Annotated in this window: 20 protein-coding genes and 3 tRNA genes; 11 read left to right on the forward strand and 12 right to left on the reverse strand. The window is 46.8% G+C overall.

What is annotated here, in order from left to right:
• Positions 1-62 precede the first annotated feature (62 nt).
• The 3 genes from L21SP3_RS01770 (at position 63) to L21SP3_RS01780 (ending at position 377) form a co-directional block, all read left to right on the forward strand.
• Positions 63-145 (forward strand) — tRNA-Tyr (locus tag L21SP3_RS01770).
• A 62-nt stretch (positions 146-207) separates the two neighbouring features.
• Positions 208-281 (forward strand) — tRNA-Ile (locus L21SP3_RS01775).
• Positions 282-303: 22 nt separating this feature from the next.
• Positions 304-377: transfer RNA gene (locus L21SP3_RS01780), tRNA-Cys, on the forward strand.
• A 112-nt stretch (positions 378-489) separates the two neighbouring features.
• Here the strand turns inward: L21SP3_RS01780 and L21SP3_RS01785 are convergent.
• Genes L21SP3_RS01785 through ffh form a run of 6 tightly spaced genes read right to left on the reverse strand, consistent with a single transcriptional unit; the run spans position 490 to position 4,308 of the window.
• Positions 490-924, reverse strand: coding sequence for a YraN family protein (locus tag L21SP3_RS01785; RefSeq protein WP_077538998.1), 435 nt, complete (start codon positions 922-924; stop codon positions 490-492).
• Positions 925-954: 30 nt separating this feature from the next.
• A complete protein-coding gene (rplS, locus tag L21SP3_RS01790) occupies positions 955-1,329 on the reverse strand; it encodes a 50S ribosomal protein L19 (RefSeq protein WP_077539000.1) in 375 nt (124 codons plus the stop codon).
• The gene (trmD, locus tag L21SP3_RS01795; protein WP_077539001.1) at positions 1,319-2,041 is read right to left on the reverse strand and encodes a tRNA (guanosine(37)-N1)-methyltransferase TrmD; all 723 of its coding nucleotides are present in this window, start codon (positions 2,039-2,041) and stop codon (positions 1,319-1,321) included. The genes rplS and trmD overlap by 11 nt, the downstream gene beginning before the upstream one ends.
• 14 nt (positions 2,042-2,055) lie before the next feature.
• Positions 2,056-2,514, reverse strand: a complete 459-nt coding sequence (rpsP, locus tag L21SP3_RS01800) for a 30S ribosomal protein S16 (protein WP_077539003.1) — start codon at positions 2,512-2,514, stop codon at positions 2,056-2,058.
• A gap of 29 nt (positions 2,515-2,543) precedes the next feature.
• Complete coding sequence (locus tag L21SP3_RS01805; protein WP_077539005.1) at positions 2,544-2,873, reverse strand: hypothetical protein; 330 nt, start codon at positions 2,871-2,873, stop codon at positions 2,544-2,546.
• A gap of 7 nt (positions 2,874-2,880) precedes the next feature.
• Complete coding sequence (gene ffh / locus L21SP3_RS01810; protein ID WP_077539007.1) at positions 2,881-4,308, reverse strand: signal recognition particle protein; 1,428 nt, start codon at positions 4,306-4,308, stop codon at positions 2,881-2,883.
• 373 nt (positions 4,309-4,681) lie between these two features.
• Here ffh and L21SP3_RS01815 point away from each other — a divergent pair, with 373 nt between their 5' ends.
• Positions 4,682-6,409, forward strand: coding sequence for a proline--tRNA ligase (locus L21SP3_RS01815; protein ID WP_077539020.1), 1,728 nt, complete (start codon positions 4,682-4,684; stop codon positions 6,407-6,409).
• Positions 6,410-6,986: 577 nt separating this feature from the next.
• Complete coding sequence (gene thiC / locus L21SP3_RS01820) at positions 6,987-8,282, forward strand: phosphomethylpyrimidine synthase ThiC (protein ID WP_077539022.1); 1,296 nt, start codon at positions 6,987-6,989, stop codon at positions 8,280-8,282.
• 65 nt (positions 8,283-8,347) lie between these two features.
• Here thiC and L21SP3_RS01825 read toward each other — a convergent pair whose 3' ends face one another.
• From L21SP3_RS01825 to L21SP3_RS01840, 4 genes are all read right to left on the reverse strand, one after another.
• Complete coding sequence (locus L21SP3_RS01825) at positions 8,348-8,773, reverse strand: hypothetical protein (protein ID WP_077539024.1); 426 nt, start codon at positions 8,771-8,773, stop codon at positions 8,348-8,350.
• 73 nt (positions 8,774-8,846) lie between these two features.
• Positions 8,847-9,302 carry a tRNA (adenosine(37)-N6)-threonylcarbamoyltransferase complex ATPase subunit type 1 TsaE gene (gene tsaE, locus L21SP3_RS01830; protein ID WP_077539026.1) on the reverse strand — a complete coding sequence of 152 codons (456 nt, stop codon included), beginning with the start codon at positions 9,300-9,302 and terminating at the stop codon, positions 8,847-8,849.
• A gap of 4 nt (positions 9,303-9,306) precedes the next feature.
• A complete protein-coding gene (locus tag L21SP3_RS01835; protein WP_077539027.1) occupies positions 9,307-10,215 on the reverse strand; it encodes a thiamine-phosphate kinase in 909 nt (302 codons plus the stop codon).
• A 33-nt stretch (positions 10,216-10,248) separates the two neighbouring features.
• Positions 10,249-10,998 carry a tetratricopeptide repeat protein gene (locus L21SP3_RS01840; RefSeq protein ID WP_077539029.1) on the reverse strand — a complete coding sequence of 250 codons (750 nt, stop codon included), beginning with the start codon at positions 10,996-10,998 and terminating at the stop codon, positions 10,249-10,251.
• 170 nt (positions 10,999-11,168) lie between these two features.
• On the opposite strand from L21SP3_RS01840, the gene purB reads away from it, so the two are divergent.
• From purB to L21SP3_RS01870, 6 genes are all read left to right on the forward strand, one after another.
• Complete coding sequence (gene purB / locus L21SP3_RS01845; RefSeq protein WP_227806788.1) at positions 11,169-12,593, forward strand: adenylosuccinate lyase; 1,425 nt, start codon at positions 11,169-11,171, stop codon at positions 12,591-12,593.
• A gap of 35 nt (positions 12,594-12,628) precedes the next feature.
• A complete protein-coding gene (gene pyrE / locus L21SP3_RS01850) occupies positions 12,629-13,156 on the forward strand; it encodes an orotate phosphoribosyltransferase (RefSeq protein WP_077539033.1) in 528 nt (175 codons plus the stop codon).
• A 19-nt stretch (positions 13,157-13,175) separates the two neighbouring features.
• Positions 13,176-13,862, forward strand: coding sequence for an ABC transporter ATP-binding protein (locus tag L21SP3_RS01855; RefSeq protein WP_077539035.1), 687 nt, complete (start codon positions 13,176-13,178; stop codon positions 13,860-13,862).
• Positions 13,863-13,864: 2 nt separating this feature from the next.
• Entirely contained in the window at positions 13,865-14,341 is a 477-nt protein-coding gene (gene ruvC / locus L21SP3_RS01860) for a crossover junction endodeoxyribonuclease RuvC (RefSeq protein WP_227806825.1), read from the forward strand.
• 186 nt (positions 14,342-14,527) lie between these two features.
• Positions 14,528-15,883 (forward strand): ISH6 family transposase, encoded by a 1,356-nt coding sequence (locus L21SP3_RS01865; protein WP_077539037.1) that lies wholly within the window; start codon positions 14,528-14,530, stop codon positions 15,881-15,883.
• A 340-nt stretch (positions 15,884-16,223) separates the two neighbouring features.
• On the forward strand, positions 16,224-17,567 hold the full coding sequence (locus tag L21SP3_RS01870) for an IS5 family transposase (protein WP_227806789.1): 1,344 nt from the start codon (positions 16,224-16,226) through the stop codon (positions 17,565-17,567).
• Positions 17,568-18,777: 1,210 nt separating this feature from the next.
• Here L21SP3_RS01870 and L21SP3_RS01885 read toward each other — a convergent pair.
• On the reverse strand, positions 18,778-21,108 hold the full coding sequence (locus L21SP3_RS01885; protein WP_161488054.1) for a glycoside hydrolase family 2 TIM barrel-domain containing protein: 2,331 nt from the start codon (positions 21,106-21,108) through the stop codon (positions 18,778-18,780).
• A 23-nt stretch (positions 21,109-21,131) separates the two neighbouring features.
• Positions 21,132-21,773 (reverse strand): phosphopantothenoylcysteine decarboxylase, encoded by a 642-nt coding sequence (locus L21SP3_RS01890; protein WP_077539045.1) that lies wholly within the window; start codon positions 21,771-21,773, stop codon positions 21,132-21,134.

The raw sequence follows: 21,773 nt of genomic DNA on the forward strand, positions 1-21,773 counted from the left end.
TAATATTTTCCGGTTGAAAACTCGGGACGAATGTATAAAATGCCGTATTCCTTTGACAAAAAGGGTCGGTGCCCGAGTGGCTAAAGGGGACGGGCTGTAAACCCGTTGGCGAGAGCCTTCGTTGGTTCGAATCCAACCCGGCCCATTTGAAGCCCCGGTAAAATTAAAAACTTATCGGGGTTTTCTTTGCCTTAGCAAAGACTTTCAGGGCCCATAGCTCAGTTGGTTAGAGCTACGGACTCATAATCCGTCGGTCCTTGGTTCGAGTCCAAGTGGGCCCATTTTTGCTCTGAAATCATCTACGGCGACGTGGCCAAGTGGTCTAAGGCGTCGGTTTGCAAAACCGATATTCGCCGGTTCGAATCCGGCCGTCGCCTCTGCTTTTCTTTCTTGTTCCAAGTTTAGATTTAATCTGGGCAGCAAGTCTTTTGAGAAGCCCAAACACTTCCGAATTCGTTTTCAATGCGCTTTTAGATTATGAAATTACTTTCAGCTGAAAGCCTTTTCGATGTGTTTGGTTTTCGGGCGTCCTTTTGGCGGGAGAATGATTGTGATAATATCGAATTGAAATTTTCGTTCGCGTTGACCGTTTTCTCTGAGGAATGCCTTTGCTGCGGATTTGAGAAATTTTTTCTTGTCCTTATCCACAGCCCGCTCAGAAGGTTTAAGTCCTTCCTGCCTGCGGGTTTTCACTTCCGTAAATACAATTCTTCCAGTCTTGTCTGAAGTGATCAGGTCTATTTCGTATCTGCCCTTGCGGTAGTTTGAACATATAAGTCTGTGGCCTTTTTTCTTCAGCATTCCCGCTGCAAATTTCTCGCCCCAGCTGCCGAGGGCTGAACTGTTTTTGAGCAGTTTTTTACGAAAGAATATATGAGCGAAGCTTTTCATAAAGCTCAAGAGGAAATAAAAAACCGGCCGCATTTAGTGCTGCGGCCGGAAATTGGTTCTGTATTATGATTTTCTTACAGCTGTATGTGCGGAGTGCCTTTGCTTGAGGCGTACAGCCTTGCCCGCTCTCTGGCGGAGGAAGTAAAGCTTTGCCCTTCGCACCTTAGCGCTTCTAATCGGGACAACATCCACAACATTCGGCGAATGAAGCGGGAAAACACGTTCTACGCCCTGATCTGCTATCATTCTGCGAACGGTGAAAGATTCGTTTATGCCGCGTCCTTTCCTTGCAATCACAACGCCGCTGAAAACCTGCACCCTTGTCTTGTTTCCTTCTTTTATTCTGCAGTGAACCTCAACGGTATCCCCTATTTCAAAATAGGGCACTTTGTCCTTAAGGCTCGCTGATTCTACAGCATTTAATAATTCAGTTTTCACGATTATTCTCCTGATATTTACTGTTATCTTTGTATTTCTCAAACAAATCCGGCCTTACAGCCTTTGTCCGTTCAAGCGATTTTTCAAGCCGCCATTTTTCGATATTCTTGTGATGCCCGCTCAAGAGCACCTCCGGAACTGTCATATTTCGGTAGTTCTCCGGCCTTGTGTAGTGCGGATATTCAAGAAGGCCGTTGGAGAATGATTCGTCTTTTGCCGAATCTTCATCTCCCAGCACACCTTCCAGCAGTCTTGCCACTGAATCCACAATCACCATTGCCGGCAGTTCGCCGCCTGTGAGCACGTAGTCTCCGATAGACACCTGCTCGGCGCCGAGCCCCTCGCGGATGCGTTCGTCGAAGCCTTCATACCTTCCGGCTATTATTACAACCCTCTCTTCTCTGCTGAGCTGTTCAGCCATTTTCTGGTCGTACTGCCTTCCCTGCGGGGTCATCAGCAGAACTCTCCCTGGCTTTGGCCCCGCTTGAGCAACGTGCTCGAAGCACCGGAAAACCGGCTCGCACATCATCACCATTCCAGGCCCGCCGCCATAGGGCTTGTCGTCCACCTTGCGGTGGGGGTTGTCTGTAAAGTCTCTAATATTTGAAAGAGCTATCTCAAACGCTCCGGTCTGCTGGCCGCGTTTGAGAATCGAGCTGCCCATCGGTGAGGCAAACATCTCGGGGAAAAGAGTAAGAATATCAAATCTCATTTGGCCATGCAGGCTTATTCAGCCTTTTCAGCTTTAGCGTTTTCGGCCTCTGCCTTTTCAGCTTTCGCCTTTTCCTTAGCCTCGGCTTCGGCCTTGGCAGCTTCTATCTTATCGGTTTTGGCTTTAGCTGCAGCGAGTTTTTCCTGCTTGGTAAAAGGCACACCTTTCTTGCGGGCAAGAGCCTTCGCCCTATCCCTGCGAGCCTTTTTACGCTTGTACGTTGGGCACTCAATCTCGAACTTTTCGAGTATCTGGGCTACTGTATCGGAAGGTACAGCTCCCTTATCGATCCATTTCTTGGCCTTTTCGGTGTCCAGCTCGATCTGGCTGTCCTTGTCTTTCTTGAGAGGGTCGTAATGACCTACCTTCTCAAGAATCCTGCCGTCTCTGGGCGTAGTGGATTCCACTGCGTTGATTCGGAAGAACGGGCGGTGTCTTCTGCCCATCCTCGTCATTCTTAATTTTACTGCCATATTTCAGCTCCTGTAAAAAAGTATATAATTTAATTCCGCGGCTCACTGCCGCGAACACGTTTACAATATAATGCATAGCCGTTTATAAATATCGAAAGCAGGGCTTCATCTATCCCCGCATCCTCCGATATAGCTCTTATCTTTTCATCGCTGAGATTCTCAGCGTCTTTTTTCTCCGATTCTGTCATAATAGCAACAGCTTTTCTCAGGTCTTCTGCTTCCTGCTGAGTAGGGCAGGCAAGTGCAGCCAGCTCGGAGGCTCCAGAGAGAATATCGGAAAACTGCTGCCTTACCATAAGCCCGAAGCTGTCTCCTTCAAGAGAGGTAACCTGTTCAAGATATTCCTCGATATTTTTCATAGCACAATCAGCGTTTCTTGCGTTTCTTCCCGCGAACCTTTACCTTCTTGCGCTTAGACCTTTTCTTCTGTTTTCCTGACCCGCCCATGGAGTTTAACATACTCATATCACCGCTGAGAAGGCCTTTCATAGCGCTCATCGACCCGGTTTCCCCTGAAGCCATCATTTTCATCATATCGCGGCTTCTTTTGAAGGTTTTTATCAGCCCGGAAACATCGTTCACCGTGAGCCCGCATCCTGCAGCAATACGCCTGCGTCTTGAAGCGGTCAATACCTCTGGGTCTTTGCGTTCGTTGTATGTCATGGAGCGGATTATAGCTTCAATCCGCTTAAATTCCTTCTCATCAACGTCTAAATCATCCATCTTGCCGGCCATTCCGGGGAGCATTTTCATCATGCTCATTATACCGCCCATATTTTTGATTTTAGACATCTGCTTGAGGAAGTCGTCTAGGCCGAATTTACCTTCGGCCATCTTGTTTTTGAGTTTATCTGCTTCTTTTTCGTCGTATTCGCTTTGCGCTTTCTCCACAAGCGATACCACATCTCCCATCCCGAGGATCCTGCCGGCCATTCTGTCCGGATGGAATTTCTGCAAGTCTTCAATCTTCTCGCCCACGCCTGCAAACTTTATCGGTTTGCCCGTTACAGCCTTAACGCTCAGAGCAGCTCCGCCTCTTGCATCGCCGTCGAGTTTTGTAAGGATCACACCGTCCAGCTCGAGCCGGTCGTTGAATTCTTTCGCTGAGTTCACAGCGTCCTGGCCGGTCATCGAATCGCATACGAGGTATATCTGGTGCGGGGTGGCGGCTTTGGCCACATTGGACACTTCGTCCATAAGCTCCTGATCCACGTGGAGCCGGCCGGCGGTATCGAGGATTACCACATCCGCATCGTTTTTCTTTGCGTCTTTGAGCCCGTTTTTTGCAACCTTCACCGAATCCTTGCTGTCTTCACAGTACACCGGCACATCAATCTGCTCGCCGAGGGTTTTCAGCTGTTCTATAGCCGCAGGCCTCTGGAGGTCAACTGCAACCATCTGAGGCTTTTTGCCCTCGCTTCGCACGTAGTTTGCAAGCTTGGCGGCAGTGGTTGTTTTGCCGCAGCCCTGAAGGCCGGCAAGCATTATCACTGTTGGGCCGGGGGATACGTAGTATATGTCGCTGCCCTCAGGCCCCATGAGCTTGGTGAGCTCATCCTGAACGATCTTTATCAGAACCTGACCGGGCTTTAAGCTCTGTACTACCTCCGCTCCGAGAGCAGCCTCGCGAACGTCCTTGCAGAACTGCTTGGCAACCTGATAATTAACATCCGCCTCCAGAAGCGCCTTGCGCACTTCGCGCATTGCGTCTGAGATGTTAGACTCAGTTATCCTGCCGCGCCCTGAAAGCGACTTAAATACACTGTTGAAACGATCTGTTAGAGATTCAAACATTTATGATACCATATAAATTTACTGCTGTACGAAGGTCTCTGCGCAAAGATAGACGAGGAATTCTAACAAATAAAGGAGCATTTTCAAGCGAAAATCCTTGCTTCAGCCCCTCTTTTAGGGATATTTTTCTTAATATTATCATCTCGGCAGTTATTCGCCGAGTCGCTGCAGGGGCGAATACGGGTTTTCACTGCGACTGCTCTGCGAGAATGTTCCAAGGATTATAAAGCCCGCTGAAATGCGGCGTCCTCTCTCATCGCAATCCGTATCACCAATAGCTTGCCGTCAGCTTGCTAATTTTTCTTGAAACATTATCATTCACGGTTTGAAAATAAAGACAGCTATTTCAGGATTTATCAGGAGCTTTAAGAAAATGAGATACAGCCAGACATTGATTCCCACTACAAGGGAAGTGCCCTCTGATGCGGAAATTCCGAGCCATCAGCTTATGATACGTGCCGGCCTTATTCGAAAGATAGCCAGCGGGATGTATGCCTATCTGCCTGCCGGTATGAAATCTCTTCTCAAGATCGAAGAGATTGTTCGCGAGGAGATGAACCGGGCGGGCGGCTGCGAAACCCTTATGCCAAGTGTACACCCGAGGGAACTATGGGTTCAGACGGGCCGTGATGAGGATTACGGCGATACCATGGCTCGCTTTCAGGACAGGCACGGCAGGTGGAATGTACTCAGCCCCACAGCAGAGGAGGTTTATGCCTATATCGGCTCAAATGAGATAAGCTCATACAAGCAGCTCCCGATAAATATGTATCAGATAAGCTTTAAGTTTCGTGATGAATTCCGTCCTCGTTTCGGCGTATTGCGTTCACGGGAATTCTTGATGAAAGACGGCTACAGCTACCACGCCACCCCCGAATGCCTGCATAAAACCTATATGAAGATGTACGGGGCATATAAGCAGATTTTCGAGAGGTGCGGCGTGCCTTACGTTATTCTCGAGGCAGAAGCAGGCGAGATGGGCGGAAGCGGGTCTCATCAGTTTACCGTTCCTTGCGAAAGCGGCGAGGATGTAATCGTTTACACAGAAGACAGCAGTTATGCAGCGAATATCGAGAAGGCTGCAATCGATCCCTCAGAGGCAGCTGCTGAAAGAATCACCGACGCACCTGAAGAAGTTCATACGCCGAATGCAGGCAGTATTGAGGCGGTTTGCCAGATGCTGGGAACAAAGCCTGAGCAGATGATTAAATCCCTGATACATTCAGACAGGGAAGGGCGTATTATTGTTGCTGTTCTTCGCGGAGACCACGAGCTCAATGAAGAAAAGCTCTCTCAGCTTCTCGGCGGAGAGAAAACTGAAATGGCCTCTGAAGAGCAGATTAAGGAGTTTACAGGAGCCTCAGTAGGCTTTGCAGGTCCTCAAGGGCTTTGCGAAAAGGCGCACAGGGTTTTTATAGACCACAGCGCGGCAGCAATGCCCGGCGGTGCAGTGGGGGCAAATAAGGATGATTATCACGTGAAAAATATTGTTCCGGGCAGGGATTTCCCGCTCGAAGGCGAGAATATCCAAACGGCTGATATAAGAAATGCCGTTGAAGGCGATACGCACGAGGGCAAAAAACTGCTCTTCAGGAAGGGGATTGAAGTCGGTCAGGTTTTCAAACTCGGCACAAAGTACAGCACGAAGCTTGAATGCGAATTTCTGGATGAAAACGGCAAGCGCAAACCCTGCCTTATGGGCTGTTACGGCATAGGGCTGAACAGGATTATGGCATCCGCTATTGAAACAAATTACGACGATAGCGGAATTAAATGGCCGATAAGCATCGCACCGTTCGAGGCAGTGGTTGTGCCCATAGGCAAGAAAGATGAGGCCGAAGCAGGCGAAAAGCTCTACAGCGAGCTGAAAGAGAAGGGCATTGATGTGCTTCTGGACGACAGAAACGCACGACCGGGCGTAAAGCTCAACGATGCAGACCTGCTTGGGGTACCTGTGAGGATAACTGTAGGCCGCAAGAGCCTTGCTGAAGGCAATGTAGAGATGAAGCTGAGAAGCGAGAGCGAAAACAGCCTGATAAAACTGGAAGAAGCCGCAGGCAAGGCCGCCGAACTGGTGGAAAAGCTTAGAAGCAGCTTATAGTTTGCTGGACATTATCGTTTTGTGATTCAGGGCGGGCAAATACGTTCGCCCTTAACTGCGGTTGGGCGGTTTAGGCGCAAAAGAAAAGCCGGATGAGAGTCTCAACCGGCCTTCGCAGTATATGTTTTGGAGGTACGTTATGAAAAAGCTTTGTTCTTTGTTTTGTTCTTCTTATTGTTCTTACTTACCTTACAATAATTGATGCTGGTTAGTTCGAAAAAATAATATTATTTTTAAAAAAACTTAGTTTTTTTTAACTTAACAGGTCTCTGTTTTGATAATTCCCCTTACAGTCATTTTACTCACCATTTTGTGAATAGGGTTGGCAAATTATTTTTTAGTTTTTTCCTTTTCCAATATTGCATACAGCCGGCTTTATTGCTAAAATATGTTTAAAGCCGGGGGTGGCCTGAATTGGCCTGAGAGATACCCTTCGAACCTGATCAGTCCCGAAAAGGGCAACTGCGTAGGAATGGCGGAGAGATATTTGAAATTATGAAACGTTTCTCCCGTCGCGACCGGGGGAAGCGTTTTTTTATTTTGAGCCGAATAATTCGGCGCAGAAAGGAGAAATAATATGCTTACCCAGCTTGAAGCAGCCAAAAAGGCCGAAATAACAAGCGTTGTGGAAAACGCCGCAGAATATGAGGGGCTCTCTCCGGAGCTTCTTAGAGATGAGATAGCAGCCGGCAGGCTCGTTGTTCCCGCCAACGTTATGCATCTTTCATGGAATCTCACCCCGCGAGCAATCGGCAGAAAGGTCAGCACGAAGGTAAACGCCAATATCGGTATGAGCGATGTGCGCTCCAGTATTGAGGACGAGAAGGCTAAGATGGCAGTGGCTGTGGATGCCGGTGCGGATGCTGTGATGGATTTGAGCACCGGCGGCGATCTCGATTATGTCCGCAGTGAGCTGATAAGTGCCTGCCCTCTGCCCTTCGGCACTGTTCCTGTTTATGAGGCTATAACCGGCCGGAATGTAGAAGATATTACGCCTGATTTGATCCTCGAGATAGTGGAAAAGCAGGCCAAGCAGGGCGTTGACTTTTTCACAATCCATGCAGGGCTTCTCCGCGAGCATCTGCCTCTGCTGAAATCAAGGGTTTGCGGCATCGTATCCCGAGGCGGAGCTTTAACGGCAAAATGGATGCTTCATCACAATCGCCAAAACCTGATGTATGATCTTTTCGATGACCTCTGCGATATAATGCACGAATATGATGTATGCTTCTCTCTTGGCGACGGCCTTCGCCCAGGCTGCGGTGCAGACGCTACAGACGATGCGCAGATCGCAGAGCTTCGCACCCTCGGCGAGCTCACCCAGCGTGCATGGGAGAGGGGCTGTCAGGTGATGGTGGAAGGCCCCGGACACGTCCCGTTCAACCAGATCGAGGAGAATATGAGGCTTCAGCAGGAAATTTGCAAGGATGCCCCGTTTTACGTTCTCGGGCCTCTGGTTACAGATATTGCCCCGGGCTACGACCATATAACAAGCGCCATCGGAGGAACGGCCGCTGCATACTATGGAGCGAGCTTTCTGTGCTATGTAACCCCGCGTGAGCATTTAGGCCTGCCGGATAATGAAGACGTAAGGCAGGGAGTTGTGGCATCGAAAATAGCCGCTCACTCCGCTGACGTTGCAAGAGGCCATAATGATTCCGCCGAGCGGGATAGAAGGCTGTCAAAGGCAAGGGCTGATTTAGACTGGGACACACAGATAAGACTCTCTCTCGATCCAAAAACCGCCAAAAGAATGAAAGACGATGCCTCCAAAAACAGTGCTATGAGTCAGGAGCAGGCCGATTACTGCACAATGTGCGGAAGAGACTGGTGCAGTGTGAGGATAAATCGCGAAATCAGGGATAATCTATAGTCAGCAAAAAAGGGCAGGTTTCAGTCCTGCCCTTTTTTTACTTTTAATGAATAGCTATTACAACTTCAAAGCTTGCGTTTTTTGCTGGTTTCAGCTTTTTGCTGCTGTTTTTCGCAGCTGCTCTCCGGCCTTTCCGGAATCGAATCAAATACTTCCATGAGCCCTTTGGGTATTTCCTCGCCGGAAATTTCATAGAATCTTTCTACCTGCCATAAGCATGAATATCTTGCTTTGCCTTTGGGCATTGAGCTTGAGAAAGCCTCATAATACGTTCTGGCTAATGATGGAAGGGCTGCGGTTTTTCGCTTTAGAACTTTCATACTTTCGCCTTTATGCAGCGCTATTGCATCAGTAGCCACTTCGTTTAGTGAACTGCTGTAAAAAGGGGCAAGAGATATGCTCTTGAATTGATGACTCGAACAAACTGCTCCGCAGATCCAGCCTCCAATAAATACAACAGCCGCAAGCACCCAATATTTAACTTTTTTCATAGCTTAACTCCTTATCCCCGTCCAAAAACTGCTCTGCGGCCGGAATCAAAACGGGAAACACTAATTACAAAAATTACGATATGTCCTGCATATTCTCCGATATGTAGTCAGGCATATTAGAAAAGCTGAGCCGCCTTTCTGTCTCGCTGATATGCTGCAAACTCACTTTTATAGGATTTGTATCAGCAATGCAGCCGGCTACCTTATCCGCCCATTCTATCAATACGACAGAATTCTCATTAATCATATCGTCGAAGCCGAGATTTTCAAATTCTTTTTCGGATTCCAATCTGTAGGCATCGATATGATAAATCATGAGCCTGCCTTCGTATTCATTAACCAAAACAAACGTGGGGCTTGTAGTCTTTTCTGGAGCTTCTCCCTCGCAGCACCCGCTGGCGATTCCCTTTATAAAGTGTGTTTTCCCTGTCCCCAGATCGCCTGTAATGGCGAATATTTCTCCGCCTTTCAGACGTTCGCCGATTTTTCTTCCGATATCAATTGTCTCAGCAACGTTTGATGTTATCATAATATTAACCTAAATGATCATAGCCTTCTGGTTTTATTTCAGTTTCCTGTCCCTGGGCGTTTTTAATCTTAAGCCCCTTAGAGGAAACTATCTTACCTATTGTTGATATCTTAAAATCTGCGTTTTTTATAAAGTCGCTGTTTTTTTCAGGAATTGTAAAAAGAAGCTCAAAATCTTCGCCGTCGTTAAGCGCCGCTGAAAGGGGCTCTTTCTTGTTCTCAGCCGCCTGCGAGATTGGTATCAGCTCTGATTCGAGAACTGCACCAGCCTCGCTGGCGTTCAGAATTCTGGGCAGGTCGGTGCTTAGGCCGTCTGTGATGTCCATCATTGAAGTGGGCGAAAGGTTTTCTGCTATCCAGAGAGCTTCATTAACCTTGGGAGTAAAATTGATGTGCTTGCCTTCAAGCGAGCCTCCCAGCTCCCCTGTAACACAGATTAGATCACCAGGCTTTGCACCGCCTCTTTCAAGAGGCTTCGTTTCACCGGGACGCGATATTATCGTCGAGCAAACAGCGAGCTTCCCTTCTGCCTGCCAGCTTGTTATATCGCCTCCTATAAGTGAACAGTTGAACTTGCTGCAGGCTCGTAAAAGCCCCGAATGAAGCTCTTTGAGCTTTTCCTCACCCCACCAGTCGGGAATGCCGACACTTGCAACCATTGCAAAAGGAACCGTCGCCATAGCTGCTGCATCGCTTAGGCTCACTGCTGCGGCCTTGTAGCCGATGTTTTCAGGGCTGTGAATATTTGTATCAAAATGGCTTCCGTCCAGCAGCATATCTGTGGAAATAAGGGCGTTATTGTTTTCAAGCTGCATTTGCGCCATATCATCTCCAATCCCTATCGGGAATTTATCTGAGTTTAATCTTTTCGCCTGAGCAAAGTATGAGGTTATAGAATCTTCAGTGTAATCCATGATAATTCCTGCGGCTTGATTATCAAAACCGGACTATTCCGCATCCTGCCTGTTTTTAAGCTCTTCAATTCGCAGTGCTGCATTACGTGAGATATCTGCAAGACCTGTAACATTATCAGCCATATCAATCAGTCTTTGATAATCAGCCTTTGCTGCCTCTATACGATTGAGATCTTCATTGAGCTCTGCACTGTGGATAATCGCCTTTACCAGATTAGGCAGGGGAGTTTCATCTGAGTTTATCATTTCTTTGAGTTTCTCGCAAGCCTTGTCAAAATCTTCAAGGCAGCAGTAGAATTCAGCCTGCTTATGCTTTATCTCTGCTTCGGTCATTCCCGCACTGCTGTTTTTCATAGAGAGTATCTTGTCGCTGTCTTGAATAGCTTTCTCGTATTCACCGAGCTGGGCGTATTCCTTGAGCCTTTCATTGAGCGCATCAGCAAGCATTTCTTGAGGAACATCCTCAATCTCCATTACAGCATTGAGGTCTTCCACGGCCTTCCTGATGCCTGCTTTTTCCTCCTCGCTGAGCTCTGGGGCAGCCTCTTCAGGTCCAAGGTCGTTTGGGTCGAAGTCCGGGTCAATTTCATCTCCGCAGTGAGTGGCGAGCCATTTCCGGCAGTGAGCCCTCATAAGAAGTCCCTGCGCTTTTGTTTGGCCTGAAGCCTCTTGTGAATCTATAACCTCGCTAAGAACCTCTGAAGCTTTCTCATACTCGTCGCATTCCATTAGTTCCTGAGCTTTTGAAAGCCTTTTTTCGTTTTTATCTTTGTTCCAGAACATAATTCAAATCCCGTATTAAGTTTCCGTACCTATATTAAAAAAAACAGCCCAAATTACAACAAAATAGACTGCTTATTTACCTTGACTGCTATTTTAGTAAAATGTTGCTTTTGTGAAAGCCTGCGTTGAATCGGGCAGGCAGGTTTAATATTAAATTTAGTGAAAGCTTGATGATGGAAAAATATACTTCCCCGCTTGTAGAGAGAAACGCTTCCGAACAGATGTCGAGGCTTTTCGGGGCAGATAAAAAATTCGGTACGTGGAGAAGGCTCTGGCTTGAGCTTGCAAAGGCTGAGAAAGAGCTCGGACTTGATATTACTGACCAGCAGATTGCCCAGATGCAGGAGAATCTGGAGAATATAGACTACGCCAAGGCGAAGGAGTATGAAAAGAAATTCCGCCACGACGTAATGGCGCACGTGCACACCTTCGCAGATGCCGCACCTTCAGCAGCGGGAATTATACATCTCGGAGCAACGAGCTGCTATGTCGGCGATAATGCTGATCTGATAATACTCCGCGAGGCGATGGAGCTGGTTAAAGCTAAGCTGGCCTCCGTGATAGACCTGCTGGCAAAATTTGCAGAGCAGTACAAATCTATGCCCACCCTCGGCTTCACTCATTATCAGCCCGCACAGGTTACCACTGTAGGCAAGAGGGCGGCTCTTTGGTGTTATGAGTTTGTGATGGATTATCACGAGCTTGCCCACCGGATAGACAGCCTGCCCTTTAGAGGCGTTAAAGGCACAACGGGAACTCAGGCATCTTTTCTATCGCTTTTCGAAGGCAACCACGAAAAGGTGAAGGCATTGAACGAGAAGGTAACAAAGGCCTTCGGTTTCGATAAAAGCTGCATAGTTACAGGCCAGACATACCAGCGAAAGCTTGATACCTTAGCCGTTAATACGCTTTCGCTAATTGCTCAGTCTGCCCATAAAATGTGCAGCGATATCCGCCTTCTCGCCAACCTCAAGGAAATGGAAGAGCCTTTCGGCAAGAATCAGATCGGCTCCTCTGCAATGGCATACAAGAGAAACCCAATGCGAAGCGAAAGGGCCACAGCCCTGAGCAGGTTTGTTCTGAGCCTCTCCTCCAGCCCCGCTATGACTGCCTCAGAGCAGTGGTTCGAACGAACGCTTGATGATTCTGCAAACAGGCGTTTAGTCCTGCCTGAGGCGTTTCTCGCTGTTGACGGGATCCTCGAGATACTTATCAACATTTCCGGCGGCCTTGTGGTATATCCCAAAGTGATAGAGGCAAGGCTCAATTCAGAGCTTCCCTTTATGGCCTCGGAGAATATCCTTATGGCTGGCGTGAAGGCAGGCGGAGACCGCCAGAAGCTTCATGAAAAGATTAGGGTGTATTCGCAGCAGGCCGCTCAGCAGGTGAAAAATGAAGGTGCGAAAAACGACCTGCTCGAAAGACTCAGGGCAGACGATGACTTCAAAAATATAGATCTCGATCAGGTGCTGGACCCCTCTCTGTATATCGGAAGGTGTACTGAGCAGGTGGAGGAGTTTATCGAGCAGGCTGTTGAGCCTGTGAGAAAGGCAAACAGAGATAAATTAAAGTGCTCAGCAGAGCTGAAAGTGTAAAAAGCTAATACAAATACGATTTTCAGGAAGAAAATATGAATAAACAAGAACTTACAGCAAGAATAAAACAGGAAGCATACCTTGAAGGCGATTTTACGCTGAGAAGCGGAAAGAAAAGCCATTATTACCTTGATAAATACCTCTTCGAGGCCTGCCCTGATATCCTTAAGGCTCTCGGCGAGGAATTTGCAAAGTATGCAGATGATGATGTTACCCTGATCGCAGGCCCTGAGCTTGGCGGAGTTGCTCTTGCAGCCTCTGCCTCTATCGCAAGCGGGAAGAAATGGGTGATAATCCGCAACAGCAAAAAAGGCTACGGCACCGGCAACGTTGTTGAAGGCGGAGAGATAACCGAAAACGATGTAGTGCTTCTTGTGGAGGATATCGCCACTACAGGCGGGCAGGTTGTAGAGGCGGCAAAGGTGATTAGAGAGTCCGGAGCGAAGGTTAAGAAGATCGTTGCCGTGATAGACCGCAAGCAGGGGGCTGAAGAAAATATAACGGATGCAGGCTTTGAATTTGCCAGCATTATCACAAAAGACGACCTCGGCATTACGGACTGATTAGCCCGAAAGGCGGCAAATGAAAGCGATTATTTCCTGCGAAAAACTCTGCAAGAGCTATCCGCTCGGCCAGTCTCGTATTGATGTGCTCAAAGGGGCGGATCTCAGCGTTCAGGATGGCGAGTTTGTTGTGATTGTGGGTGCGAGCGGCTCGGGCAAAAGCACGCTTCTTCATATTCTCGGCGCATTGGACAAGCCCGATTCCGGGAAGGTTTTTTTCTCTGAAGAACAGATTAGCAGATACTCGGGAAGAAAGCTCGATTCATACAGAAACCAAAATATAGGCTTTGTATTCCAGTTTTACCATCTCATTGAAGAGCTCAATGTAATGGAGAATATCCTCATACCTGCAATGGCGGGCTGCTCTGCAATTCGCTGGGCAGCCAAGAGCTCTTCTGCAAAAAATAGAGGCCGACAGCTGGCTGAAAGGCTCGGCCTGAGCGAAAGGCTCAAACACCGTCCATCACAGCTCTCCGGAGGAGAGAGGCAGAGAGCAGCAATCGGCAGGGCTCTTATAAACAATCCCAGAGTTCTGCTTGCAGATGAGCCCACGGGAAACCTCGACTGGCATACAGGCACGGAAATCCTTGATATCCTCAAAGACTTCCACAAAAACGGACAAACCATCTTGCTTGTTACCCACGATGAGAGAATTGCCTCCATGGCCGACAGGGTGGTTGCCATTCAGGATGGAGCAATCGTTTGAAGGTGCTGGGTATAGACCCTGGCCTTCGCATCTGCGGCTACGCAGCCGTGCAAGGGGGGCTTCTCAGTACAAGCCTGCTTGAGGCGGGAGCAATAAGAATAAAAACAGACATCCCCCTCGAAAAACGCCTTGCCCAAATATCTGAAGACATCTCAAGCCTTATTGAATCTATACAGCCGGATGTGCTTGCTGTAGAAAAGCTCTACGCCCACTACAAACACCCCAGAACATCAATCCTCATGGGGCATGCAAGGGGTGTTATTCTTTTGGAAGCAGGAAGAAGAGATATTCGAGTGCTTGAATATGCCGCAACGAGAATAAAAAAATCTCTTACCGGCAGCGGCAAAGCCACAAAGCAGCAGATGCAGAAGGCGGTGCAGTCTGTTTTGGGGCTTCCCGAGCCGCCAAAACCTGCGGATGTAGCAGATGCAGCAGCAATAGCACTGTGCTGCGCAGGCGAGATGGAAACGAGATATTAAAATAAAAATTCCGGGAAAAGTTTTTATTTCCCCGGAATCGATGTAAGTGTAAGAGGGAGCTGCGTTTGCAGCGGGAGAAGCAAACTTTTGATAACGTCCCAAAGTTTGTGGATAAATTGCAAAAGGCTTGAGAAGTGATATAGTGTTATAGATAAGATAATACTTTTATCACAGGAGTCTCAAGCCATGCAGAACATTATATCATTAGAACTGATAAGTGCCACATCAGAAAATGGATTTTCTTTAGATGAATTGGTTTTCAGGACCAAAGAGTTATTTGAAACTGAGGCTATGGCAGGTTTTGTAAGCCTGATTCTTCAGTTGATTGATGAGCGAATATGTATGAACATTGTTCAAGGTAAATCGGATAATACCGGCCAATCATGCTGCTGCAATGAGCGGTTTGAATATCATGACAGGTCTCTTCGCCAGTTCAGGACTTCTGTCGGCACAGTCAAGATTAGCTGGCGTCGCTTAAAGTGCGTTAAATGCGGCAAGACAATAACTCCTTTGAGAGATTTTTTAGGCCTTGCACCCTACCAGTCAAAGACATTGGAGTTGGAAAAGCTGGTTACAGAAATTGTAAGCGAACAAAGTTATCGCCGAAGCAGCACTCATCTTGAATCTATCGGCAGCATACCTGTTCCAAAGAGCACTGCCCATCGCTGGGTTGTACAGACCGACTGCGATCAGATTGATACCGGCACAGATACATTCAGTCTTCTTTTTGCTGACGGCACCGGCTTTAAGCGTCGGCCCGATAAGGACAAACGCATAAGTAATCGCGGTGAGCTCAGAGTTGCCTTAGGAGTCACCAGAAGTAGTTCTGTGGTGCCTTTAGGGGCATTCAGCGGTAAAAGCTGGGACGAGATATCCTCGCTGGTCAAGGGCGAACGTAAGAACAAAGAGCTTGTTGCCGATATGCTTGTAAGCGAGGGCGAAACAGGTCTGGTTAAGAGTCTGGCCAAACTTTGCAATGATAGCCAAAGAAGCCATTGGCACCTGGTTCGGGATCTGAATTATACGATGTGGAAGGATGATGCCGGCAAACTTGAACGTAAGCAAAAGCAGAAAGAATTGAATGCCGTAATTGGTATTGAAATTCCCGAGGAAGATTTTGAAAAGGTCTGTGATGATGACAAGAAAGATTTGCAAGATGCTGTCAATAGTGCCGAAAGTGATCTTCATAAGCTGATAGGCAAACTGCTGGAGAAGGGATATAAAATAGCAGCCGATTACCTGAACCGTTCAGCTAAAAATATGTTCAGCTATGCTCGCCGCTGGCTGGAGACAGGTATTGTAACTCCGCGGGTTTCCAGCATGATAGAACGGATGATGCGAGAGCTTGGTCGACGCCTTAAACGCATCGCATTTGGCTGGAGCGAAGAAGGAGCGGCAAAGATGGCCAGAATTATCATTAAAAGATTTACTTCAGAAAATCAATGGGAAAAATACTGGCACGAAAAACTGAGGTTATTGGACAATGTAATGCTTGCTCTAAAGACTATAAAAGTACAGAACCCACAAACTTTGGGACGTTAATAAAAATTTTTGATTTTAAATTTATTCTTTTTTCTTTTTGTCAGCGGATGCTGTCAACCAGAGTATGTAAGGCTCAATAAAGAAAATTTCCAAAAGCTTGATATAAACAAGGTAACTGAAGTAGACCTGGTTTCTACTTCAGCTGGAGAGGAACCAAAGTTATGGAGACCGATATACAAGAATATATTTCCTATAAATAGTCGCCCCTGAAAAAGTTTAAAATTTCCTTAAATTCTTTTCTGATAATGGTTTATATGATTGAAAAGCTTTCGAGATATGGTATAATATTGCAAGTGTTTATCTTACATCTATCAAAACATTGCAATATTGGGACAAAATAATGAAGGCAAAAAACAATAAAGCAGGCTTACTCTTTCAGCAGCCATTAAAACCTCTTGTAAATCCTGATCACTCTTTAGTCCAACTCTCAGAGGTTGTCAACTGGTCTCGCTTTGAAGAGAAGTTTGGCAGTTTATACAGTCCTGATTCAGGCAGGCCGGCCAAGCCGATTCGCCTGATGGTCGGCCTTCAGTATCTCAAGTACACTTTCAATCTCAGCGATGAAGCAATCGTTGCCGGCTGGGTTGAGAATCCTTACTGGCAGTATTTCTGCGGCGAAAGATACTTCCAGTACGAGCCTCCTATTGATCCAACCAGTATGACTAAGTGGCGTAATAAGGTAAAATCTGATGGTCTTGAAGAGCTGCTCGAAGAAACTATCAAAGCCGGCTTGAAGCTTAAGGTTATCAAAAAGAACGATTTCAACAAGCTCGTTGCAGATACAACCGTTCAGCAGAAGAACATCACTTATCCGACCGACGCAAAACTCTGCCACAAACTGCGCATTAAGCTTGTAGATCTTGCAAAAGCATCAAAACTCCAACTTCGCCAAAGCTACGAAAGGGTTGGGAAAAGGGCGTATGTAATGCAGGGCAGGTATCGACGTGCAAGACAGTTCAAAAGAGCTAAAAAAGAAGTGAAGAAATTAAGGAACTACCTGCGGCGAATTACGAAAGAGGTCGAGCGGAATATAGCAGGCAATGAGCAGTTAAGAATAATTTTTGATACATTGCTTCAAGCCGCTAAGAAGCTTTTAGCCCAGACAAAGAAAAGCAAAAATAAACTCTACAGTATTCACGAACCTCACGTCTGCTGCATTGGGAAAGGCAAAAGCCACAAGAAATATGAGTTTGGAAATAAGGTTGGAATTGTAACTACTGCCAAGAATAATTTTATCGTAGGAGCGTTGGGCTTTGAAGGAAACCCTTATGATGGCCATACTCTTCGGGCTAATCTGAAGCAGACAATGAATTTAATCGGGAGAGAAAAGCTTGGAGATGTTTATGTTGATGGAGGATACAAGAAACATGGCTGCGAAGATATTGGAAATGTTGAAATTGTAGAAAAGGGCTGGCGAAAAAAGAAACGAAGTATCAAGAGGTGGATTAAGAGAAGATCGAGCATAGAACCAACGATAGGCCACCTCAAAGAAGACAACAGGTTGGGAAGAAACTTCTTGAAAGGTGTAGAAGGGGACAAAATGAACGCCCTCGGCAGCGCTTTTGGGTACAATATGCGTAAACTTCTAAAGAAGTTTACTTTTGCCTATATTTTTATGCTTAAAATTATTGAATTTTACAGAAATTTGGCAATGAAAAGCAAATTAAAGACTCGATTAGCCTGATATATTTTTTTAGTTTCCCCAAAATCATTGATTTTTCAGGAACGACTAAATAATACTGAAAGGATTCAATCAGTTTACCAGTGTATCAAAGAAGGCAAAAGTATAGATTATGCTGCTCCTTTTAAAAACCTGCTTTTCAAAACTGAGGGGAGAGTATATGTTTTGGGCATTCGCTGGGACAAAAAGGCTTGCTATGGTGACTTCTGGGAAAGTGTTGACCTGCTCAAGAATTTTGAATCATGGGGTTTTACTCATCCGAAGGGCAAACCTAATTTGCCAGCCTCTAAAATAAAGCAAAAAGGGCCGTTTGAAAAGCCGTTAACTTGGTAAATTCGATTGTTTTAGGCATCATAAAAATACGTAGGTAACACAGAAGTCGTCAGAATGTAAGAGCAACAGATAATCTATGTAAAATGGTTGTATATGAGGTGGTTTAAAATGAAATATTCAATTCTTATGATGTTACTAGCCGGACTGTTTTTATTGCCTTCCTGCCACAAAAAACCAAGTTATTTGATTACAGATAATATTACAGAGATAGAAAAATTTTATGTTTTGTTTTACCACGAAACACACGAAGGGGTTATGGTTTTGATTTATTATCCACAGATGGCACGGATGTCACAGATTTTATTTGGATTATACCACAAAAAAACGATATTTTATTGGAATTAGTGAAGATTAGTGGCGAGTGGCGAGTGGCAAGTGGCAAAATCATAAGCGAAAAATCTTTTCTAAAAGAATGCCTAGCGGGCGACTTGCGTCGCTCCGCTGTAGTACGGGGAATATTAAACATTGAGCCTGTCCGCCGCAGGCGGATCCTTCATGCGTGGCTCGGTTTAAATGTTCGCTTCGTCAAATCGCAGCGAAGTTTATTATCCACAGATGGCACGGATGACACAGATAATTTTGTGAATGTAAAGCCTTGCTGTAAAACCATTTACAAAAAAATCCTTCGCGCCCTTCGTCGTTTTAAAGAGAATTATTCACAACGAAGGAACCATCTTAGCGGAAATTAGTGAAGATTAGCGGTTAAAAAATATCCTCTCCGTTTCCTGTCCGCCGCAGGCGGAGAGTGATCGGAGTTGTCGGAGAAATGCAATATATTAATGCAGGGGCGAACGCGGAGGTTCGCCCCATTTTTCGCTTCATGAAAATCTGCGAACAGCGTCTGTGCATTAGGCCGTTCTGTGCAGGGCATAGCCTGCGATTACCAGTATTCTGAGTCAACAGGCATCCCTGAATTAATTAGCACAGAAACCGAGCCCAGCCCTTCAGGTTTTAGATTAAGCTTAACATCTCCCGGCCTTCTGCCGCCTTGAATGTAGTAAAGCAGTTTTCCGTTATAAGTTTTCTTGGTCATTTCCCCGTATGGGCTTATATCGCCCTGATTGCCGTTTTCGATGCCGATTATTTCAGCAGGCCCTTCAATAGAGGCTTCGATCTTTATCTCTGCATCTTCTACAGGGTAGCCGTCTTCATCAACCACGTATATCTCCGCATGAACGACATCCCTGCCGTCGAGGACGAGCTTTTTCTCCACTAAATTTGGAACAATTCTTGCCGGCTCCCCGGGAACATTGTACACTGCCTGAGCTACATCCACTCTCGCTCTTTTGCCTATAGCCCGAAAATTTTCGCCTTCCGGATTCCTTATCATTATCCGCTTTGATTCGGGCACTTCAAAATCTCCAAGGCTTTTTTCCCCTTGAAAAAGCTCAACATCTTCACAGTTCGAATAGCAGACGATATGCCCGTCGCCGTTTTGATATAGGTGCACAAACGGGTCTTCTTCCCAGTATGCTTTCTGCCTGTAGTAGGCGGGTTTGGCGAAGCCTGCAAGGTTAAGCAGGCCGGAACGTGCGCCCCTTGAATGGGTGCCGGTTTCTTCGTTATGCCATTTCCCTGCTTCTCCGAGGTAGTCTATGCCTGTCCAGAGGAACTGAGAGGAGATGTAGTCGTTATTCTTAACAGCCAGCCAAGGCTCAAGTCCTCTGCCGTTTTCGCTGCCGGTGAATATCTTATACGGATACCTCTTATGCACATCCTCATAGAGCTTTTCCTTATAGTTGAAGCCTATAACATCGAGATAATCCATAAACACATTCGCCTCCGGGCCTGCGCAGGCTGCTGTAACAGGGCGGGTAAGGTCATGGTCTTTCACGATTTCTCTGAGTTTTATAGCTTCAGGAATCAAGTCCATCTCTCCCGGCGGGAACGGGTCGTTGGGATAATCGATTTCGTTACCTATGCTCCATAGGATTATTGAAGGGTGGTTTCTGTCTCTAAGCAGCATATCGGTGAGGTCCTTCTCTGCCCATTCTTCGTAGTGTTCGTGGTAGCCGTCGCGTTCGAATTCGGTCTGATTCCAGCCGTCAACCCATTTGCGTTTGCCTTCGTACCACTCGTCAAAGGCCTCGTTCATCACGAGAAATCCCATCTCATCGCAGAGGTCGTAGAGGTGCGGGTCGTGGGGGTTGTGGCTCATTCGGATGGCGTTGCAGCCGCCGTCTTTGAGCTTTTGAAGCCTTCTTCGCCAAACAGGCTTTGGAACTGCCGTGCCGAGAGCTCCTGCCCCGTCGTGCAGGCAAACGCCTTTTATGAGCATCGGTTCGCCGTTGAGAAAGAAGCCTTCATCGCAGTCAAAGCGGAAATCTCTAACCCCGAAAGGCGTGTAATATTCATCCAACACCTCATCCTCGCTGGTTATTATTGTTTTCAAGGCATACATGTCGGGGTATTTCGTATTCCAGAGCTCTGGGGATTTAAGCCTCAGATTCAGCTCCAGGGTTCTCTCGCCCGGTTCAAAATCGATAAAACGCTTTTCTCTCGCACGAACGTCGTCTCTTTTGTCTATAATCTGGTTTTCAATGCCAACCTTCCGAGTTTCCTCCGAGCTGTTCACAAGCTTCACTTCCGCCTTCACATCTGCATATTTTTCCGTTATCTCAGGCGTTGTTACGTAAGTTCCCCAGAGCTTGGTATGCACCTTGTCCGTTTTTACGAGGTAAACATCTCGATTTATCCCTGTCCCTGTGTACCAGCGGCAGTCAGCGTAGTCGCTGTGGTCAACCCGAACAGCGATCACATTAGTGTTTTCCCGTCCGAACTGGAGGTAATCTGTGATGTCGTATGCGAAAGAGATAAAGCCGTTCGGCCTTTCGCCGAGGAGTTTCCCGTTGCACCATACCTTGCTGTTGCAGTAAACGCCGTTGAAAAGTATCTTAAAGCTCTCATCCTGCCATTGACGCGAGAGCTCGAAGCTCTTGCGATACCAGCACACACCGCCCGGAAGATACGCCTGACAGCTCGGGTTCTCCTTGCTGAACTCCTTCTCCACACCCATATCGTGGGGCAGTTTTACATCCCGCCAGTCTGAATCGTCTAAATTGTTCTGATAATAGCGGCTGCTGTCGTTTTCCTTAAATTTCCAGCCTTCATTGAAAAGCCTGAACCGTTCTTCAGGCTGAAAGCTCGTTATCTCGAAGCCGAAAACGGCTGAATAGGCAAGCAGAAATGCTAAGATTACAGTTTTCTTCATTTGATTCTCCGGTTCTAATATTTCTAAGTGCATTTACCAGTTCTCTGAGAGTGAATTTTACCCGCCATTCTAATTATTTCAACGGCAGTTTCGCTTTTGTGCCTTTCAGGTCTGCTGAGCCATTCCCCGCCGGTCTGTTTGATATATATCTGCGAACATTCCTGCGATATTGCGGACGGATCGTTTGCGATGATTATATCCATTTTTTTTCGCTGCATCTTCTCTTCAGCCTTCTCAAGAAGGTTTTCGTCTTCAAGGGCAAATCCCACAATAATCTGCCCGTTTTTATTATCCCCTGCCCACTCAAGGATGTCGGGGGTTTTGTGAAAAATAAGCTCGATTTTTTCTTTTGATTTTTTAATCTTTTTCTCAGCATACCTTTCAGGGCAGTAGTCCGATACAGCTGCCGCCATTATGAGGCAGTCGCACGAGGAAAATTCGTTCTTAACCGCCTCAAACATCTCTTCAGCGCTCACAACGCTGAGAAGCTCTGCACCTTTTGGATGAGCTATGGAGGTGGGGGCGGATATCAGCTTTACGCTGTGACCGCTGTCTATCGCTGCCGCTGCTGCTGCATAGCCCATTTTGCCTGTGCTGGCGTTTGTTATATACCTGACGGGATCTATATATTCCCTCGTTCCTCCCGCAGTTACAAGTATCCGCAT

Origin of the sequence: Sedimentisphaera cyanobacteriorum (assembly GCF_001997385.1) — a bacterium.
Lineage (GTDB): Bacteria > Planctomycetota > Phycisphaerae > Sedimentisphaerales > Sedimentisphaeraceae > Sedimentisphaera > Sedimentisphaera cyanobacteriorum.

Excerpts from the sequence above, each read along its gene's own strand:
- L21SP3_RS01840 (WP_077539029.1), bottom strand. The coding sequence starts at position 10,998 with ATGTTCTGGAACAAAGATAAAAACGAAAAAAGGCTTTCAAAAGCTCAG.
- L21SP3_RS01805 (WP_077539005.1), bottom strand. The coding sequence starts at position 2,873 with ATGAAAAATATCGAGGAATATCTTGAACAGGTTACCTCTCTTGAAGGA.
- L21SP3_RS01865 (WP_077539037.1), top strand. The coding sequence starts at position 14,528 with ATGCAGAACATTATATCATTAGAACTGATAAGTGCCACATCAGAAAAT.
- thiC (WP_077539022.1), top strand. The coding sequence starts at position 6,987 with ATGCTTACCCAGCTTGAAGCAGCCAAAAAGGCCGAAATAACAAGCGTT.
- purB (WP_227806788.1), top strand. The coding sequence starts at position 11,169 with ATGATGGAAAAATATACTTCCCCGCTTGTAGAGAGAAACGCTTCCGAA.
- ffh (WP_077539007.1), bottom strand. The coding sequence starts at position 4,308 with ATGTTTGAATCTCTAACAGATCGTTTCAACAGTGTATTTAAGTCGCTT.
- L21SP3_RS01785 (WP_077538998.1), bottom strand. The coding sequence starts at position 924 with ATGCGGCCGGTTTTTTATTTCCTCTTGAGCTTTATGAAAAGCTTCGCT.
- L21SP3_RS01835 (WP_077539027.1), bottom strand. The coding sequence starts at position 10,215 with ATGGATTACACTGAAGATTCTATAACCTCATACTTTGCTCAGGCGAAA.
- L21SP3_RS01885 (WP_161488054.1), bottom strand. The coding sequence starts at position 21,108 with ATGAAGAAAACTGTAATCTTAGCATTTCTGCTTGCCTATTCAGCCGTT.
- tsaE (WP_077539026.1), bottom strand. The coding sequence starts at position 9,302 with ATGATAACATCAAACGTTGCTGAGACAATTGATATCGGAAGAAAAATC.
- L21SP3_RS01815 (WP_077539020.1), top strand. The coding sequence starts at position 4,682 with ATGAGATACAGCCAGACATTGATTCCCACTACAAGGGAAGTGCCCTCT.
- L21SP3_RS01825 (WP_077539024.1), bottom strand. The coding sequence starts at position 8,773 with ATGAAAAAAGTTAAATATTGGGTGCTTGCGGCTGTTGTATTTATTGGA.
- rpsP (WP_077539003.1), bottom strand. The coding sequence starts at position 2,514 with ATGGCAGTAAAATTAAGAATGACGAGGATGGGCAGAAGACACCGCCCG.
- L21SP3_RS01890 (WP_077539045.1), bottom strand. The coding sequence starts at position 21,773 with ATGCGGATACTTGTAACTGCGGGAGGAACGAGGGAATATATAGATCCC.
- L21SP3_RS01870 (WP_227806789.1), top strand. The coding sequence starts at position 16,224 with ATGAAGGCAAAAAACAATAAAGCAGGCTTACTCTTTCAGCAGCCATTA.
- trmD (WP_077539001.1), bottom strand. The coding sequence starts at position 2,041 with ATGAGATTTGATATTCTTACTCTTTTCCCCGAGATGTTTGCCTCACCG.
- L21SP3_RS01855 (WP_077539035.1), top strand. The coding sequence starts at position 13,176 with ATGAAAGCGATTATTTCCTGCGAAAAACTCTGCAAGAGCTATCCGCTC.
- pyrE (WP_077539033.1), top strand. The coding sequence starts at position 12,629 with ATGAATAAACAAGAACTTACAGCAAGAATAAAACAGGAAGCATACCTT.